This window comes from Sphingopyxis sp. EG6 (genome assembly GCF_003609815.1).
Taxonomy (GTDB): domain Bacteria; phylum Pseudomonadota; class Alphaproteobacteria; order Sphingomonadales; family Sphingomonadaceae; genus Sphingopyxis.
In genome coordinates, this window is sequence record NZ_AP017603.1 from 67,812 (window position 1) to 84,627 (window position 16,816).

The window sequence follows — 16,816 nt, forward strand, 5'->3', positions numbered from 1 at the left end:
GGGCTGGAGCGGCCCGCGCACGCAGCTTGGGACCGTCACGACATGAACCTTCGCCAGATCGAGATTTTCCACGCGGTGTTTCTGCACGGCACGGTCAGCGCCGCGGCGCGCTCGCTCAACGTGTCGCAGCCGTCGGTGACGAAGGTACTGCGCCACGCCGAACGATCGATCGGGCTGACGCTGTTCGAGCGCTCGAAAGGGCGGCTGATCCCGACGCAGGATGCGCACACCCTGTTCGCCGAAGTGTCCGACATTCAGGACCGGGTGCGCTCGCTGCGTCAGGCGTGCCAGAATCTGCGCCACGGGCGCGGCGGGCTGCTGCGCATTTCGGCGTTGCCCTCGTTGGGGCTCGGCGCGATTCCCGCGGCGGTGGCGCGATTCCTGGCCGATCATGAGGATATCATGTTCGACCTCCAGACGCTTCACCATGACGAAATGGTGCGCAAGCTCTACGAACATGAAACCGACATCGCGATCAGTTTCGAAGTGCCGCTGTCGGCCCCCGTCGCGCATCAGGTGATCGGCGAGGGCGAGCTGGTGGTCATCTACCGCGAAGAGGACATGCCCGCCGCGCCGCCGCGGCTGCATCTCGATCAGCTGCGCGGGCAGAAATTCATCAGCCCGGTGCAGGGCGGCCCGATCGGCCGGATGCTGTCGAGCGAACTCAGCCGTCTGGAGGTCGAGCTGGACGAAGTGGTGTCGGCGCGCACCTATTATGTCGCCGCCGCGCTGGTCAGCGCCGGGGTCGGCATGGCGATCGTCGACAATTTTACCGCCCATGCCGAATTGTCGCCCGGACTGGCAAGCCGCCCGCTGCAGCCCGCGATCACTTTCGACATCAACGCGGTCTGTTTGCAGAACCGCCCGCCGTCAAAAACGGCGTCGGCGTTTCTGGAGGAGCTCGCCACGGTGATCGAAGGATTATAGCATCAGGCTATAGGATATGAGGCGTAGGATATTGGGGCAATGCGGCGGGTGGCGGTAGAGTTGGTCCTTTCATCGTCCCGCAGGTTGCTCTGAGCCATGATCGACACACCCTATCTTCTTTACCTTGGTCATTCGCAGGACCCCGCCGATATCAAGACGTCGCGCGGGCTTGCGGTGTTCCGGCCCGACATCTGCGTCGGCGAGTATCGCCACGATGATTGTCCGCTGACGCTCGACCTGCCGCGCATGGATTTCGCAGCGGCGCGCGCGGCGGGGGCGCGGACGCTGGTGCTGGGGATTGCCAATGCGGGCGGCAAGCTGGGCGAGGACCTGGTCGTCGACGCGCTGGCCGCGATGGAGGCCGGGCTCGATATTGCATCGGGGCTGCACCACCGGCTGAATGCCGAACCGCGGCTGATCGCGGCGGCAGCGCGGCTCGGCCGCAAGCTCCACGACGTGCGCGACCCGCGACCCGACATACCGATCGGCAACGGCAAGAAGCGGGCGGGCAAGCGGTTGCTGACCGTCGGCACCGATTGTTCGGTGGGCAAGATGTACACGACCCTCTGCCTCGCCAGCGCGCTCGAAAAGCGCGGCGTTGCCGCCGATTTCCGCGCCACCGGCCAGACCGGCATCCTGATCGCGGGCGACGGCGTTCCCCTCGACGCGGTGGTCGCCGACTTCATCTCGGGGGCGATCGAACAGATTTCACCCGCGCGCAGCGACGATGGCTGGGACCTGATCGAGGGGCAGGGCTCGCTTTACCACCCCTCCTTCGCCGGGGTGTCGACGGGGCTGCTGCACGGGGCACAGCCCGACGCACTCGTCCTCTGCCACGATCCAGTGCGCCCGCATATGCGGGGCCTGCCGCATTATCCGCTGCCCGGCATCGCCGAAACGCTGGAGGCAAACGTCCGCGTTGCGCAGTTGACCAACCCCGATGTCCGCGTCGTCGGCATCGCGCTCAACACGTCGGCCATGGCCGAGGATGATGCGCGCGCGCTATGCGCCGCCACCGCGGCCGAATTCGGCCTGCCGACCAGCGACCCCTATCGCTTCGGGGTCGAGGCGATCCTCGACCGGCTGCTGGGCGTGACTGCCCCTTCGCCTGCCGTTGCCGCAACTGCCTGACCGGCCCGCCATGCCCCGCACCCTGACCGTCTTTGCAGAGACGTTTAAACTGCATGCGCCTTTTCGCATCTCGCGCGGGGTCAAGACCGCGGCCGAGGTCGTCACCGTAACGATCGGCCAGGACGGCCTGACCGGACGCGGCGAAGGTGTCCCCTATCCGCGTTACGGCGAGAGCGTCGAAAGTGCGGTTGCGGCCATCGAAAGCCTGCGCGGCGCGCTTGAACAGGGAATGGGCCGCCAGGAACTGCTTCGGTGCATGCCCGCCTCTGCCGCGCGCAACGCGGTCGATTGCGCGCTGTGGGACCTCGAACTGCAACTTGCGGGCAGCGATCTGGCGGCGGCGCTTGATCTTGACCGCCCGCTGCGCCCGATTGTCACCGCGATGACGATCAGCCTCGACACCGCCGACCGCATGGCGGCGGCCGCGGCCGCGCTCGCCGCTGCCCCGTTGCTCAAGGTGAAGGTCGACCGCAACGATCCCGCCGCGCTGCTAACCGCGGTTCGCGCCGCGGCGCCGCTGCCCCGCATGATCGTCGATCCCAATGAAAGCTGGACGATCGCCGAGGTTCGCGATTTGCAGGGTCTGATGACCGATCTGCGTATCGATCTGCTCGAACAGCCGCTGCCCGCCGATGCCGACGGCGACCTCGCCGGTTTCCGTTCGGCGATCCCGATCGCCGCCGATGAAGCGGTGCATGTCGCCGCCGATCTCGATACGCTGCCCGATGGCTATGGCGTCGTGAACATCAAGCTCGACAAGACCGGCGGACTGACGGGAGCGCTGGAACTGGCGGCGGCGGCGCGGGCGCGGGGGCTGGGGGTGATGACCGGCTGCATGATCTGTTCGTCGCTGTCGATCGCCCCGGCTTGGGCGATCGCCGCAACCAGCAGCTTCGCAGACCTTGACGGACCGCTCTGGCTTGCCGAGGATCGCGCCGGGGGAGTCCGCGGCGCCAATGGCCTGCTGTCGCCGCCGCAGCCCGGCTTTTGGGGCGGGATTTGACACGAACGGGGCGAGAGGGCCGATGACAGTTTTTCTTCGCGGCTGGTTTGCGGTGCCCCTGTGGCAACGCGTGTTGGGCGCGATGGTCATCGGCGTGGCACTCGGGCTGCTGTGGCCCGCGGCCGCCTCGGCGATCGCGATCATCGGCGAATTGTTCGTCCGCCTGATCCGGATGCTGGTGGTCCCGATTGTCTTTATCAGCATCGCATCGGGGGTCACTGCGCTCGCCGATCCGCGCAAGCTCGGCTCGGTCGGCGCGCGCACCGTCGGCCTCTTCGCCTTCACAACCTTTTGCGCGGTGTCGATCGGCATCATCGTCGGCCTGCTGCTCGAACCCGGACAGGGCGCCGCGCTCGGCAGCGCCGCGCCGCACGCGCTGGGAGAGCCCAAATCGCTCCACGACCAGCTGGTCGGCATCGTTCCGGTCAATATCGTCCAGTCGCTGGTCGACGGCGACATGCTGGCGATCATCTTTTTCTCGATCCTGCTGGGTTTCGGCGTCATTCTGGCGGGCGAGCAGGGGCGCCCGATGGCCGATTTGCTGCAATCGGCGGGGCAGGTGCTGTTCCATCTCGTGCGCATCGTGATGGAGGTCACCCCCTTTGGCGTCCTCGCGCTGATCGCTAAGGCGGTCGCGGACAATGGCGTCGCGGTGTTCGCCAATATCGGCTGGCTCGCGGTCGCGGTCGCGGCGGGGGTCGTGCTGCAAATCCTGCTCGTCCATGTGCCACTGATCGCCTTTGTCGTGCGGCGCCCGGTGCTGCGCTTCTACCGCACGATCGTCGACGCGCTCGCCGTCGCCTTCTCGACCGCATCCTCCGCTGCCACGCTGCCGGTGGCGCTGCGCATCGCGCTCGACGATCTGCGGATTGCGCCCGGGGTCGCCAAAACCGTGCTGCCGATCGGCGCCAGCATCGGCAAGGACGGCACCGCGATGTATGTCGGGCTGCTCAGCATCTTTGCGCTGCAAGCGGTGGGGGTCGAGCCCGACCTGCCGATGCTCGCGATCGTCCTGCTCACCGGCGCGCTCGCGGCGTTCGGCACCGCGCCGATCCCTTCGGCGTCGCTGTTCATGCTTGCCGCAGTGTTGTCGGCGGTCGGGGTGTCGCCCGAACAGACCGCGCTCGTCGTCGGCTTTGTCCTGCCCTTCGATCGCCTGCTCGACATGACGCGCACGGTGGCGAGCGCGAGCGCGAACCTGACGGTGACCAGCGTCGTCGGCCGCTGGGAACGGGCGATCGAGCCCGAGGTCGGCAAATGACCGCCATGGCCTTCGATGCCGATGCGCCCGCAGCGGCATTTGCGAGCGATCACGAGGCCCGGTCGGCACAGCGCCGCGCCCGCATCCTCTATCTGATGCTCGGCTTCTCCGCCGGGCTGCCCTTTTACATGTTTTCGACCGTGCTGGCGGTGCGGCTGACCGATCATGGCGTCGCGCTGGCGATCATCGGTTTCTTCGCGTGGGTCCAGTTGTTGCCGACCTTCAAATTCCTGTGGGCGCCCTTGCTCGATCGTTATGCGGTGCCGGGCTTCACGCGCTTCTGGGGCAAAAGGCGCGGCTGGATCATGCTGTCGCAGCTCGGCATCGTCACTGCGTTGGTGGCGATGGCGTTCACGTCCGCCGACAGTCTGGCGCTGACCGCGTTGTTCGCGGTTCTACTCGCCTTCTGGACGACGACGCTGGAGGTGGCCGCCGACGCCTGGCGGGTCGAACTGGGGCCGACGCCCGAATTACAGGGGCCGCTCGCCGCCGCGAACCTGTGGGGCTATCGCACGGCGATGGTCGCGGCGGGCAGCGGGGCGCTGCTGTTCGCCGACGTCGGCGGCAGCCTCGCGCCGACGCTGCAGTCGTTCGGCATCGCGCCCGGCTGGACCGCGGCCTATCTGCTCATCGCGGTCGCAGCGTTCGTCCCGCTGCCGATCCTCGCCGTCCTCCCGCCCGAACGGCGCGGCGATCGCGGTCGCGCCGCCGCACTGGCGGGGGGCTTGGTGACCAGCGCGGCGATCCTGCTCGCGCTCGCCGCGCTGGTCGCGGCGGTCGGCTGGGTCCTACTCGGCGCCGCCGCCAATCTTGGTATCAGCGCCGCGACTAACGTCACCCCCTGGGTGCTTGGCATCGCCATGCTGCCCTTTCTGGCGATGGCCGCGATGCTGCCGCGCATCCGCAGCGCCGCGCCCGATTCACCGCTGCGCACCTCGGCGGCGATTGGTCCCTATGTCGATTTCTTCTGGCGCTATGGCGGCCTCGCCATCGCCCTGATGGCCTTTGTGTCCATCTATCGCATGGGTGACGTGCTGGCGCTCAACCTGTCGAAGCCGATGATCCTTGGGCTCGGCTATACCAAGACCGAGATCGGCTGGGCCGACGGCGTGGTGGCGCTGGCCGCCAGCATCGTCGGCGTGGGGCTCGGCGGATGGATGACGACGCGCTGGCGGTTCGGCATCACCCTGACGATCGGGGCGCTGTTCGCGGCATTCGGCAATTTCGGCTTCGTCTGGCTGGCGCACCAGCCGCACGACCAGACCTTGCTCTATATCGCGACCGCCGCCGACCAGTTCGGCAACGGCATGGCTGGCGCCATCTTTGTCGTCTATCTGTCGATGCTGGTGAATCCGCGTTATCCGGGGGCGCAATATGCCTTCCTGTCGGGCTTCGCCTTCCTGTTGCCGCGGCTCCTGTCGGGGGCGGGCGGCACGGTGGTCGGGCGGCTCGACGGTGCGGGGTATAATGGCTTTGACCTGTTCTTCCTCGCCTCGGGCGTGATCAGCCTGGCGGCGATCCTGTTCCTGCCGCTGATCGCGCGGGCCAGTCCGCGCGCGGACGATCGGCCATGATCGACGCCGCCTTTGCACCGGTGGTGGCCGCGGTCGACGCCGGGCGGATCCCCGGCGCGGCGCTCGGGCTGGTCACCGCCGACGGCCCGAGCGAAGTGCGTTTCGCCGGTATGGCCGCGCTCGTCCCCGAACCCGAGCCGCTGACGCGCGAGCATTGGTTCGACCTCGCCTCGCTCAGCAAGGTCATCGCGACGACGCCGATGATCCTGACGCTCGCGGACCAGGGCCGGCTCGACCTCGACCGCCCGCTGACCGACGCGATCCCCGACCTGCGCCAATATGACGTCGCGAACGCCGCCGAGCGCCACCTGACCTTTCGCGACTGCCTGATGCACCGCACTTTCCTGCCCGCGGTCGAGCCGCTCTATACCTATGGCGACGATCCCGCGCGGCTGCGGGCTTTCGTGCTGCAACGCGAATGGCGACACGGCCCGCCCGTCTATTCGGACATCAACTTCATCCTGCTCGGCATCGCGATCGAGCGGCTTACCGGCGCGCCGCTCTCGGCTTGGCCGCTCGGCACCGGCCTCGGCTTCGGTCCGCCTCCCGGCCCGGCGGTCGCGACCGAACATTGCCAATGGCGCGGGCGGGTGCTGAAGGGCGAGGTGCACGACGAAAACGCCTATGCGCTCGGCGGCGCGCCGGGCCATGCGGGGATGTTCGGCACCATCGACGGTGTGCTCGGCTTCGCCCGCGCGCTGCTCGCCGGGGAGCTGTTGTCGCCCGCGATGCTGCGCGAAATCCGCACCGCGGACGAACGCCACCGCACCTGCGGCTGGGAGCGTGCGTTCGCGGGCTGGCACGGCGGGAGCGGCTGTTCGGCCAATACCATCGGTCACACCGGTTTCACCGGCACCGGCCTCTGGATCGATTTCGAGCGCGGCCTTGGCTGGACGCTGCTCACCAACCGGGTCCACCCGACCCGCCACTTCGACAGCGGCATCGCCGCATTACGCCCCGCCGTCGGCGAACAGCTTGTTGCCGCATGGGATGCTCAGGAGAGATGATGAAAACCGCGCTGAAACCGCTCGCCCCGGCCCTTGCCCTCGCGCTGCTGATCACCCCCGTTCACGCCCGCACGCCTGCCGCGCCTGCGCCCGCATCGCTGCTCACGACGGTCGAACAGACGCTGGCGGCCGCCCCGGCGGGGTCGCGGTTCGGGTTGCTGGTGACGACGCTCGATGGCGAAGTGCTGCTGTCGATCGACCCCGACAACCGCTTCATCCCGGCATCGAACACCAAGATGTTCACGACCGCGGTCGGCTATGCCCAGCTGCCGCTGCTCCAGCAGGTGGCCAAAGGCACCGGGGTGCGGCTCGAACGCGGCGGCGGCGCGACCGATGTCATCCTCCACGGCCGCGGCGATCCGTTGTTGTCGAGCGCCGACGACTGCAAGACCGATTGCCTGCAGACTCTTGCCGACGCGGTGGCGGCAAACACCCGCACGGTCCGCAACATCGTCGGCGACGACAGCTGGCTGCCCGACGAACGCTGGAGCCCGGGGATGAGCTGGAACAATATCGTCTCGCGCTACGGCACCGGCAATTCCGCGCTGACGCTCGACGATAACGAGCTGGTGGTGAAACTGGCGCCCGGCGCGCTCGGCGCCGCGCCGACGATCCAGACCTCCGGCTATAATGTCATCGACAACCGGGTCACCACGGTCGCGGGCAAGGAGGAAAAGATCGAGGCCGACCGCATGCCGAACAGCCGCGTCCTGCGTCTTACCGGCACCATCGGCGCCGAGGCCGCGCCGCTGACGCTGCGCTATGGCATCGACGATCCGGCGCATTATGCCGCGTGGCGGCTCGGCGAACTGCTAAAGGCGCGCGGCGTCCGCGTCGATGGCGCGATCGAGGTTCGCCACCGGCCGCTGACCGCCGCCGATGATCCCGAAAACCGCAAGGGCGCGCCCGCGGCCCGGCCCATCGAACCCACGATGCTCGCCGAACTGCCCGCGCCGCCGCTCGCCGAAAATATGGTTCGGATCAACAAGGAGAGCCAGAATCTCCACAGCGAACTGATGCTGCGCCGCGTCGCGCGGCAGGTGGGCAGCGGTTCGATCGCCGACGGTCGGGCGGCGGTGCGACAGCTGATGACGCAGGCCGGGGTGGCCGAAACCAGCTACGACTTTTCGGACGGGTCGGGCATGTCGAGCTACAACCGGATGAGCCCGCGCGCCGCGGTCGGCCTGCTCAGCTGGATCGCGCGTCAGCCGTGGAGTCTGGCGTGGCGCGACACGCTGCCGATCGCGGGGCGCGACGGGACGCTACAGAACCGGTTCAAGGGGACGATCCTCGAAGGCAAATTATTCGCCAAGACGGGGTCGCTCAACGCCTCGCGCGCGCTGTCGGGGTATCTCACGACAAAAAGTGGCAAGACGTTGATCTTTTCGGTGCTCGCCAATGACATGCCCGACGGCACCGACAGCCAGGCGACAGCAGCGGTCGACCGCGCGCTGGTGGCGATCGCCGAGGGGCTATAAAACGCGAGCCGCTTAGCTCGATGCGAACAGGGAATTGGGCGCAATAAAGTTGCTGTTTCTGCCTACGACGCCATCAATCCGTCGCAGGCGCCAATATCGTCCGCGCCACCGCATGACGATCCACCGCAGCCTTGCTGAACCACAGCGGCTGCATCGCCCCCGCCAGCCATTTGGGGTAAAAGTCGCGATAACGTGGCGAACGCGGATCGGCGGACTGGCCGGGGAGCAGCAGGAAGCGGCTGTTGTCCCACGCGCCGACGTCGGCGACGAACAAATAGCTGGCGCCATGCGACACGTTGAAGCCGCGCCGCGAATTGAAGCCGCGCGCCATCGGCGTCGTGCCGTCGCCCCCCGACCGGCCGCCTTCGATCTTGGGAAAGGCCGCCGCGATCGCCGGGATCGACGATGCGAGGGGGTGCGCGATCGTCACCCGGTGCAGGTCGCCCCACTGCCACTTTGCGGGGTCGCTACCGCCAAGCTCGATCGCCTTTGCCCATCCCGCCACCAGTGCGCGGTCGATCATGGCGTCGCGCGCCGCGGCGGGATCTTCGCCCAGCCGCTGGTCGGGCGTTCCCAGGATGCGCAGCATTTCGGACAGGTTGACCGTCGGGATCAGATCCTTTGCCGCCGCGGGAACCACGCGGTCGCGGAAATCGGCTGCCAGTGCCACCATCACCATTTCGAACAATAGCGCCGCCGCGCTATCGGCCTCGATCCCGCAGTCCCAGCGTCTGAGCAGCGCCGCCGCTGGCGCCGCCTCGGCTGACAGATTTGCGGGAAGCAGTTTCAACAGCGCGCGCGCGGGCAGCGACTGGACGTCGTGCTGCAACGCGATACTGTCGGCGATCCGGTGCTTCGGCTGGCTGCGCAGCACCTCGGCGCAGCGGTCGTAACGATAAGGATCGCTCCAGGTAAAGCTGATGATCCGCTCGCGATAGGGATAGTTCGCAGGCAGGTTCATCTGGTTCGCCGACGCGAACCACCCCTCGGGCGGGTTATAGACGTGCGGCATATCCTGGACCGGCAGCAGTCCCGTCCAGTCGAAATCGCCATCGCCGGGGGCAGGAAACAACCCGTCATGCTTCGGCCGCCGCGGGGTAAAGCCGATCGTCTGCCACCCGGTATTGCCGTCGATGTCCGCGTAATGGAGATTGGTCGGCGACACGTGCAGCTTGAAGGCCTGCTGAAGCGACGCCCAATCGGTCGCCAGATTGATCGCGATGATCGCGAATTTCATGTTGGCGCCCGGCAGCATGCTGACGGTGGCAAAGGCGACAGCGCGATTGCGCGAGGCGTCTTGCGACACGATCGGGCGGCCATCGGCATAGCGCAGCGCCACGCGCTCGGGCGGCGCGCCTTTGACGATGATCTCGTCCTCATGGGTTTCGAACGCGCGCCATTTGCCCTTGTGCCAATATTGGTTTGGGTCGTCCGGATTGGTGCGCAGGATGAACAGGTCGGTCTGGTCGATATGGAAATTGGTGCGGCCAAAGGCGAAGCGGTCGGTGTGCCCCTGCATGATCCCCGGTAGCCCCGGCGCGCCCGCGCCGATGATGTCCAGCCCCGGTGCGGTCATATGAACCATGTGCCGCGGACTGGCGCCGCCGATGCCCAGATGCGGATCGTTGGCCAAAATCGGCCGTCCGGTCGCGCTGCGCGAAGGCGAAACGGTCCAGGCATTGCTGCCGAGGGCAAAGCGGTCACTGCCGCGCAATTCAGGATCTAGCGCCGCTTCCTGAATGGCGTCGAACGGCACCGGGCGGGCCGCGGGATCGAGCACGCCCAGATCGGCCTCGCTGACGGCGGCGACGTCAAGCCGCTCGGGTACGGTAAAGGCCCAGGCGGGGCGTAGCGGCGCAAACAGCTGTTCGGCGTCGAGCAGGCCGCGCGTGTGCAGTTGCGCGCGGCGCACCTCGTCGTCGGCGTCGCCCATGCCGATGCCGCGGCTGCGCACCAGGTCGCGCACGTCCCAGCGCAGCGGGCGAATCCCCAAAATGCCATATTCCAGCGGCAGCGCGGTGGGATCGGCGGCGAGTTCGTCGATCCGCGCATTGACCCCGGCGACATAGCCGCGCGCGCAGTCGAGCACGTCGGGCGGCAGCGCCGCCAGTTCGGCGTCGATGTCGCCGCGATAATGGAACAGCCGCGCGGCGCGGTCGGCGGCGACGAAGCGCGGGCCGAAGGCTTCGGCCATCCGCCCCATCTCGCGGCGGCGTTCCATGTCCATCTGGAACAACCGGTCGCGCGCAACCAGATAGCCTTGCCCGAAAAAGGCGTCGTGGCGCGATCCGGCGCGGATGTGCGGCACGCCCAATTCGTCCTCGATGACCTCGATCGGCGCGCGCGACCCGGCGAGGTTCACCCTTTGCGTGCCGCCCTTGACCCGTGGTTTCGCGAGAAGGCTTCCCGGCATCGCGACAAGCGCGGCCGAGGCGAGCAGGAACGCGCGGCGCTGGATCAACGAAACTTCCCCGACAAAATGACCGATGACGAAGCGTCAGCCTATCGTAGCATGGGGTCGCCACCCCATAGCAAGCGGGGCGCCTCCTATAACTGCAAGCTATCCGCCGCCGCGCCAAGGCGTTCCGCGATGCCATGCCCTGTGGCTATAGGTCCATATCGTCAGGGTCAGCGCGAAGCGGTTGACCGCCCGTAACCACCCTGTAACCTTCCCGTCACGGACCCGGCTGTCGGCGCGAAGGACGCGCAGCGGCAATCGGGCCGTGAAGGTCGAAAGCCGGAAAATCATAACAAGACGGCATAAGCAGCCGTCAGGCAGTCAGGGCGGACATAGTGGGGGCGCGCCAGCCCGGTGCATCGGTGCCGGGAACCGCATCGAGCGATGCGCGGCGCGCCGTTGGGCAATAAAGGGGACGTTTAACATGCGCTATCTTGGACGAAATCGCCGGTCGCTGGGCCGCAGCAGCAGCTTTGGCGCGGCGATGACCGCGCTGGCGCTCGTTCACAGCGCGCCGGTGCTGGCGCAGGAAACGGCGGCGCCTGCCGATTCCATCGAGGCCGCAGACGCCGATCAGATCATCGTCACCGGTTCGCGCGTCGCGCGCGACGGGTTCCAGGCGCCGACCCCGCTGACGGTGCTGAGCGAAACCGAGATCCAGAACAGTTCGCCGACGAACAACATCGCCGACTTCGTCAACACGCTGCCGTCGCTTGCAGGTTCGACCCGTCCGTCCAACTCGCGCCTCAACATCTCGAGCGGTCAGGCGGGCATCAACGCGCTCAACCTGCGCAACCTGGGGTCCGAACGCACGCTGATCCTGGTCAACGGTCGCCGTTCGGTGGGGTCGACGATCACCGGGCTGGTCGACATCAACACGATCCCGCAGGCGCTGATTTCCAGCGTCGAGGTCGTGACCGGCGGCGCGTCCGCGGCTTATGGTTCCGACGCCGTCGCGGGCGTGGTCAACTTCGCGCTCAACAACAAGTTCGAAGGCCTGAAGTTCGAGGCCGACAGTGGCATCACCCAGGAAGGCGACGGCTTCAACTATTCGTTCAGCGCCGCGGCCGGCATGGCGTTTGCGGGCGGGCGCGGTCACGTCCTGCTCAGCGGCGAAGTCGCGCACAATGACGGAATCCTCCAGGTCGATCGCGATTGGAATCAGATCGGGTTCCTACGGTTCGAAAATCCGGCCTATCTGGCGAACGCCAATTCGGGGGCGCCGCAATATATTTTCGTGCGCGGCGCTGGTCCGACCAACTCGACCCCGGGCAGCATTATCACCAACTCCGCAGGCGGTGCCGCCAACCGACTGCGCGGCATTTATTTCGGCAGCGGCGGATCGGTGAACCAGTTCGTCTGGGGCGATCTGACCTTCCCGGTGCAGACCGGCACCGCCGTGCCGCTGCGCACGCGGGGGGGGGACTGGCGCGTCAATGATTCGGGGCGCAACATCGGCCTCGACCCGCGCGACGACCGTTACGGCGTGTTCGGGCGCCTGAGCTACGAGGTCGGTGACAATGTCGAATTGTTCGCCGAAGCCGCGTACAACAAGCAGGAAGTGCTGTTCAACGCGGGGCCGAACCTGCAGACCGGGATCGTGCTCAACGCGACCGGCTGTACCCAGACCCCGGTTCCGATCACCTGCAACGCCTTCCTGCTCAACACGCTGGGTGCAGCAGCGCTGCAGGGCATCACCAGCGTCACCATCGCCACGACCTCGGCCGATCTGCCGTTCCGTGGGATCAACAACAAGCGCGAGGTCCAGCGCTATCTGATCGGCGCCGAAGGCCAGTTCGACGCATTCGGCAAGACCGCGCGTTGGGACATTTACGGTCAATATGGCCGCGCCGACCTGCGCGAACAGTTGCGCGACATCCAGAATATCGCGCGCATCAACGCCGCCCGCGACGCCGCCTTTGCGCCTGCCGGAAGCGGCTTTCCGACCGGATCGATCCAGTGTCTGATCAACGTCGACGCCAATCCGAACAACAATGACGCGGCGTGCGTTCCGCTCAATCGCCTCGGCCTTGGCGTCGCCGATCCGGCCGCGATCGATTATGTGCTCGGCGATCCGTATCGCAAACAGCGGCTGGAACAGATGGTCGTCGGCGCTAACCTGTCGCTCACCCCGTTCGCGACCTGGGCTGGCGACGTCAGCATCGCGGTCGGCGCCGAATATCGGAAGGAAAAGATCAGCGGCTTCGTGCCCGACGAATTCCAGCCGGTGCCGACGCGCGACGTGAACGGCAATGTCATCGGCGCCACCAACCGCTGGTCGGTGGGCAATTACCTGCCCAGCTTCGGGTCGTACAACGTCAAGGAAGCCTATCTCGAAACCGTGATTCCGCTCGGCTTCGGTCTGGAATTCAATGGTGCGGTGCGCGCGACCGACTATTCGACCGCGGGTTATGTGACGACGTGGAAGGCGGGCGCGACCTGGCAGCCGATCGACGACATTCGGCTGCGCGTGACGCGGTCGCGCGACATTCGCGCGCCCAACCTCAACGACTTGTTCCAGGCGGGTACCGCGAACAGCGATTCGGTCAGCAACCCCGGCTTCATCACCGGCACCAGCCCGTCCTTCGTCCCCGCCGGTCAGCCGCCGCAGGCAGGTTACAGCTATTCGGGCTTTGCGACGGGCAACACCGACTTGACCCCGGAAAAATCCGATCAGTGGAACGTCGGCGCGATCTTCACGCCCCGCTTCCTGCCCGGGTTCAACCTCGCGGTCGATTATTTCGACATCCGGTTGAAGAGCGGGATCAGCGCGTTCAGCGCCCAGCAGATCGTCAATCTGTGTTTCCTGGGCGAACAGGCATTCTGTAACGCGATCAGCGTCGATCCCGCACGCACGCAGAATCCGGCGCAGCCCTATCTCGTCATCCTGACGCGCCCGTTCAACGCGGCGAGCCAAAAGGTCCGCGGCGTCGATATCGACGCATCGTACCGGATCCCGATGGCACAGGGCAGCGGTGCGTTCACGATCCGCGGGCTTGCCACCCGGTATCTGGAAAACCGCTTCAACAGCGGCGTTCCGGGGACCGTGGTGCTCAACACGGTCGGCGTCAACGGCGGCCAGTCCAGCACGCCGAAATGGATCTACCGCGTCAGCGCCGCCTATGACGATGATGATTTCAGCATCACCGCGGTGGGCCGCGGGGTGAGCGCGGGCAAATATGTCGCCAACGGCATCGAATGCCAGACGACCTGCCCCGTCTCGACGGTCAACGCGCCGACCTATGAACGCAATCGCGTCAAGGGCGCCTTCTACGTCGACCTCAACCTGACGCAGAAATTCTCGGTCGGCGGCGACGATGGTCGCGGCGAGTTCTTCATCAATGTGACGAACCTGCTCAACGGCGACCCGATCCTGCTGCCCGAAACCGGGCTCGCGGCGAACAGCACCTATTCGGATCTGCTGGGCCGCGCCTTCCGCGTCGGGGTGCGCTTCAACCTGAAGTGATCGCCGGCGAACGAGCGAATATGGGGGAGGGCCGCCGCGGCTCTCCCCTTTTTCGTTGAGGAGAGCCGAAAATGTCCGCGCGGACGGTTGGCGCCGCCGAGGTCAGGCGCTGCTGGACATTTTTTGCTGCCTAACTTATATACCAGCCGTTATGGAAATCGAAGCCGCCACCGCCCCGAAAGGCCGTCCGCGCGAGTTCTGCGTCGATGCAGCGCTGGCGGCGGCGCTGCGCGTATTCTGGTCGAAAGGCTATGAGGGTGCGTCGATGGCGGACCTCACCGAGGCGATGGGGATTACCAAGCCCAGCCTCTACGCCGCGTTCGGCAACAAGGAAGCGCTGTTTAACAAGGCGCTCGATCTCTATGAGCGCGAAAAGATCGACTATATGCGCGCCGCGCTCGACGCGCCGACCGCGCGCGGAGTGGCCGAACGGCTGATGCACGGCGCGCTCGACATGTATAGCTGCCCCGAGAATCCGGGCGGCTGCCTTGGCGTGATCAACTCGGTCGCTTGCGGCGCCGAGGCCGAGTGCATCCGCGAAGCCGTGGTGGCGCGCAGCGCGGCGGCGAAACAGGCGATGCTCGAACGATTTACGCGCGCCAAGGCCGAGGGCGATTTTCCCGATGATGTCGATCCGGCCGGGCTTGCGGCGTTTCTGACCGCGATGAACCAGGGGATGGCGGTGCAGGCGGGCGCGGGCGCGAAACGCGCCGAGCTTGAGCGGCTGGTCGAAACCGGCCTCAAGCTGTGGCCGGGACGCTGATAGAAGAAGTTTACTGACCGGTACAGAAAGCGCTTGACGCCGTCCCGGCAATTTTTATACTTGTCAGTACATAAAAGGGCTCTCCCCCCGGACCGGCCGCCGCGTGGCAAAGATCGCACGGCGGCCGGAACCTTCTGCTTCCGCTCCGCTTCATCCTGTTTGGCGCCGCCGCTGCCCGGCAGCGCGCGGGGCATCGTTTACGCGGCTTTTACCAGTTCTGGTGCATGACATCCCCCGATGTTTATGGCTGGGGATAAATGATGGACAGCATGCGCGGACTGCTTTCGGGCAGCCACGACCAAGACGACGGGGCGATCGATGCGCCCGCGTCGGTCGGTGTCGACGAACGGCGGATGCAGGTGCGCGCCTATAATTACTGGGCGTCATTGCTCGCCGACCGCGCTTATCCCTCGGTCGAGGATCTCGATCTGGAGCGTGCCGACTTCGGTTCGCATGCCGTATTGCTCGATTTTACCGCCGGCGTCGAAAACCCCGGCATCGCCTTTGTCGGCGACCGGCTCCGCGCGGAGTCGCAAATCGACGAGGATGTTCATTACATCAGCCAGATCCCCGGCCGTTCGCTGTTGTCGCGGCTGACCGACCATTATCTGCAGATCATCGCCAACCGGGCGCCGATCGGCTTCGAAGCCGAATTCGTCAACGATCGCGGCGTCACCATCATGTACCGCGGCATCCTGCTGCCCTTTTCGTCCGACGACGATACGATCGACTTCATCATGGGGGTGATCAACTGGAAGGAAGCGGTGCCCGCCGACCAGGCCGCCGAATTGCAGCTGTCGGTCGAACAGGCGCTGCGCAGCGCGGCGCCGCTGACCGCGCCGGTGCCGGTGTGGGCCGACGGCCCCGACAGCGAACATCTGGATGATGATGTCGACAGCGATGGCGACGCAACGCCCGGCTTTGGCGCCCTGATCGACAATAGGGACGTGCCGATCGTTGTCGGGCCGACTGCAGCCGATGCGCCGGAGAGCGACCTCGACATTGGCGAGGATCCGGGCGCCGACGCCGAACTTGCCGACTGGCTGGCGCTGGCGCGCGAAACCGCCGAGCGCGCGATTGCCGCCGATAGCCGCAGCCGCGGCGCGCTGTATCAAGCGGTCGCCAAGGCGTGGGATTTCGCGCTGGTCGCCGAACAGCAACCCGAAGCCTTTGCCGCGCTCCTCGACGACGCCGGGCTGGCGGTGCAAGAGCGCGCGCCGATGACGCCGGTGGTCAAACTGGTGTTCGGCGCGACGTACGACAAGACGCGGCTCGCCGAATATGCCTGTGTGCTGGGCCATGCCAAGGACGAAGGCGTTGGCCGCGGCGAACTGGCCGCCTATCTCGATCGCTACCCGGGCGGGCTGAAAGGCCTGGTCAAGGATGCGCGGGCGCGCCGCAAGCCCGCGCGTGACGAAAGCGCCAAGGTCGATGACAAGCTCGACGCGCTGCGCAGCGCGCACCCGGCGATCATCCTGGAACATGATGCCGGCGATGCCGAATTTGTCGTGCTGATCGCGCGGACCATGCCCGGCGGGCATATCGGCATCGTCGCCAAGGCCGCAGACGATCCGGCGCTGATCACCAGGCTCGCGCGCAAGGCGGTCCCGATTACCGGCGGCTAAGCCCGCCCGCGCAACAGACAAACCAAGATTTGAAATAAATTAACGTGGGCGCGCGAACGAGGTCTTGAGCCGCGCGCGCCACAGGCGCATAGGGTGGGGAGCGAACGGACCCCCGCCGATCGT

Annotated in this window: 11 protein-coding genes; 10 read left to right on the forward strand and 1 reads right to left on the reverse strand. The window is 66.6% G+C overall.

Annotated elements, in window-relative coordinates; translation table 11 throughout:
* Positions 1 to 42: 42 nt before the first annotated feature.
* The 7 genes from SPYCW_RS00355 (at position 43) to dacB (ending at position 8,381) form a co-directional block, all read left to right on the forward strand.
* Positions 43 to 927, forward strand: coding sequence for a LysR family transcriptional regulator (locus SPYCW_RS00355; protein ID WP_120215111.1), 885 nt, complete (start codon positions 43 to 45; stop codon positions 925 to 927).
* A gap of 96 nt (positions 928 to 1,023) precedes the next feature.
* On the forward strand, positions 1,024 to 2,058 hold the full coding sequence (dgcN, locus tag SPYCW_RS00360) for an N-acetyltransferase DgcN (protein ID WP_120215112.1): 1,035 nt from the start codon (positions 1,024 to 1,026) through the stop codon (positions 2,056 to 2,058).
* Between the two features lie 10 nt (positions 2,059 to 2,068).
* The gene (dgcA, locus tag SPYCW_RS00365; protein ID WP_120215113.1) at positions 2,069 to 3,061 is read left to right on the forward strand and encodes an N-acetyl-D-Glu racemase DgcA; all 993 of its coding nucleotides are present in this window, start codon (positions 2,069 to 2,071) and stop codon (positions 3,059 to 3,061) included.
* Positions 3,062 to 3,083: 22 nt separating this feature from the next.
* The gene (locus SPYCW_RS00370; RefSeq protein ID WP_120215114.1) at positions 3,084 to 4,322 is read left to right on the forward strand and encodes a dicarboxylate/amino acid:cation symporter; all 1,239 of its coding nucleotides are present in this window, start codon (positions 3,084 to 3,086) and stop codon (positions 4,320 to 4,322) included.
* Positions 4,319 to 5,896: a permease gene (locus SPYCW_RS00375; protein WP_172595389.1), complete on the forward strand. Its 1,578-nt coding sequence runs from the start codon at positions 4,319 to 4,321 to the stop codon at positions 5,894 to 5,896. Before SPYCW_RS00370 ends, SPYCW_RS00375 begins: the two co-directional genes overlap by 4 nt.
* On the forward strand, positions 5,893 to 6,903 hold the full coding sequence (locus SPYCW_RS00380) for a serine hydrolase domain-containing protein (RefSeq protein WP_120215115.1): 1,011 nt from the start codon (positions 5,893 to 5,895) through the stop codon (positions 6,901 to 6,903). The genes SPYCW_RS00375 and SPYCW_RS00380 overlap by 4 nt, the downstream gene beginning before the upstream one ends.
* A complete protein-coding gene (dacB, locus tag SPYCW_RS00385) occupies positions 6,903 to 8,381 on the forward strand; it encodes a D-alanyl-D-alanine carboxypeptidase/D-alanyl-D-alanine endopeptidase (protein ID WP_120215116.1) in 1,479 nt (492 codons plus the stop codon). Before SPYCW_RS00380 ends, dacB begins: the two co-directional genes overlap by 1 nt.
* 73 nt (positions 8,382 to 8,454) lie before the next feature.
* On the opposite strand, the gene SPYCW_RS00390 is transcribed toward dacB, so the two are convergent.
* Entirely contained in the window at positions 8,455 to 10,842 is a 2,388-nt protein-coding gene (locus SPYCW_RS00390) for a penicillin acylase family protein (protein ID WP_120215117.1), read from the reverse strand.
* Between the two features lie 421 nt (positions 10,843 to 11,263).
* Between SPYCW_RS00390 and SPYCW_RS00395 the strand changes: the two genes are divergently transcribed.
* From SPYCW_RS00395 to SPYCW_RS00405, 3 genes are all read left to right on the forward strand, one after another.
* Positions 11,264 to 14,305: a TonB-dependent receptor plug domain-containing protein gene (locus SPYCW_RS00395; protein ID WP_120215118.1), complete on the forward strand. Its 3,042-nt coding sequence runs from the start codon at positions 11,264 to 11,266 to the stop codon at positions 14,303 to 14,305.
* 151 nt (positions 14,306 to 14,456) lie between these two features.
* Positions 14,457 to 15,068 carry a TetR/AcrR family transcriptional regulator gene (locus SPYCW_RS00400; protein WP_120215119.1) on the forward strand — a complete coding sequence of 204 codons (612 nt, stop codon included), beginning with the start codon at positions 14,457 to 14,459 and terminating at the stop codon, positions 15,066 to 15,068.
* Positions 15,069 to 15,328: 260 nt separating this feature from the next.
* Positions 15,329 to 16,693: a hypothetical protein gene (locus SPYCW_RS00405; protein ID WP_120215120.1), complete on the forward strand. Its 1,365-nt coding sequence runs from the start codon at positions 15,329 to 15,331 to the stop codon at positions 16,691 to 16,693.
* Positions 16,694 to 16,816 lie beyond the last annotated feature (123 nt).

Excerpts from the sequence above, each read along its gene's own strand:
- SPYCW_RS00355 (WP_120215111.1), top strand. The coding sequence starts at position 43 with ATGAACCTTCGCCAGATCGAGATTTTCCACGCGGTGTTTCTGCACGGC.
- dgcN (WP_120215112.1), top strand. The coding sequence starts at position 1,024 with ATGATCGACACACCCTATCTTCTTTACCTTGGTCATTCGCAGGACCCC.
- dgcA (WP_120215113.1), top strand. The coding sequence starts at position 2,069 with ATGCCCCGCACCCTGACCGTCTTTGCAGAGACGTTTAAACTGCATGCG.
- SPYCW_RS00370 (WP_120215114.1), top strand. The coding sequence starts at position 3,084 with ATGACAGTTTTTCTTCGCGGCTGGTTTGCGGTGCCCCTGTGGCAACGC.
- SPYCW_RS00375 (WP_172595389.1), top strand. The coding sequence starts at position 4,319 with ATGACCGCCATGGCCTTCGATGCCGATGCGCCCGCAGCGGCATTTGCG.
- SPYCW_RS00380 (WP_120215115.1), top strand. The coding sequence starts at position 5,893 with ATGATCGACGCCGCCTTTGCACCGGTGGTGGCCGCGGTCGACGCCGGG.
- dacB (WP_120215116.1), top strand. The coding sequence starts at position 6,903 with ATGAAAACCGCGCTGAAACCGCTCGCCCCGGCCCTTGCCCTCGCGCTG.
- SPYCW_RS00395 (WP_120215118.1), top strand. The coding sequence starts at position 11,264 with ATGCGCTATCTTGGACGAAATCGCCGGTCGCTGGGCCGCAGCAGCAGC.
- SPYCW_RS00400 (WP_120215119.1), top strand. The coding sequence starts at position 14,457 with ATGGAAATCGAAGCCGCCACCGCCCCGAAAGGCCGTCCGCGCGAGTTC.
- SPYCW_RS00405 (WP_120215120.1), top strand. The coding sequence starts at position 15,329 with ATGGACAGCATGCGCGGACTGCTTTCGGGCAGCCACGACCAAGACGAC.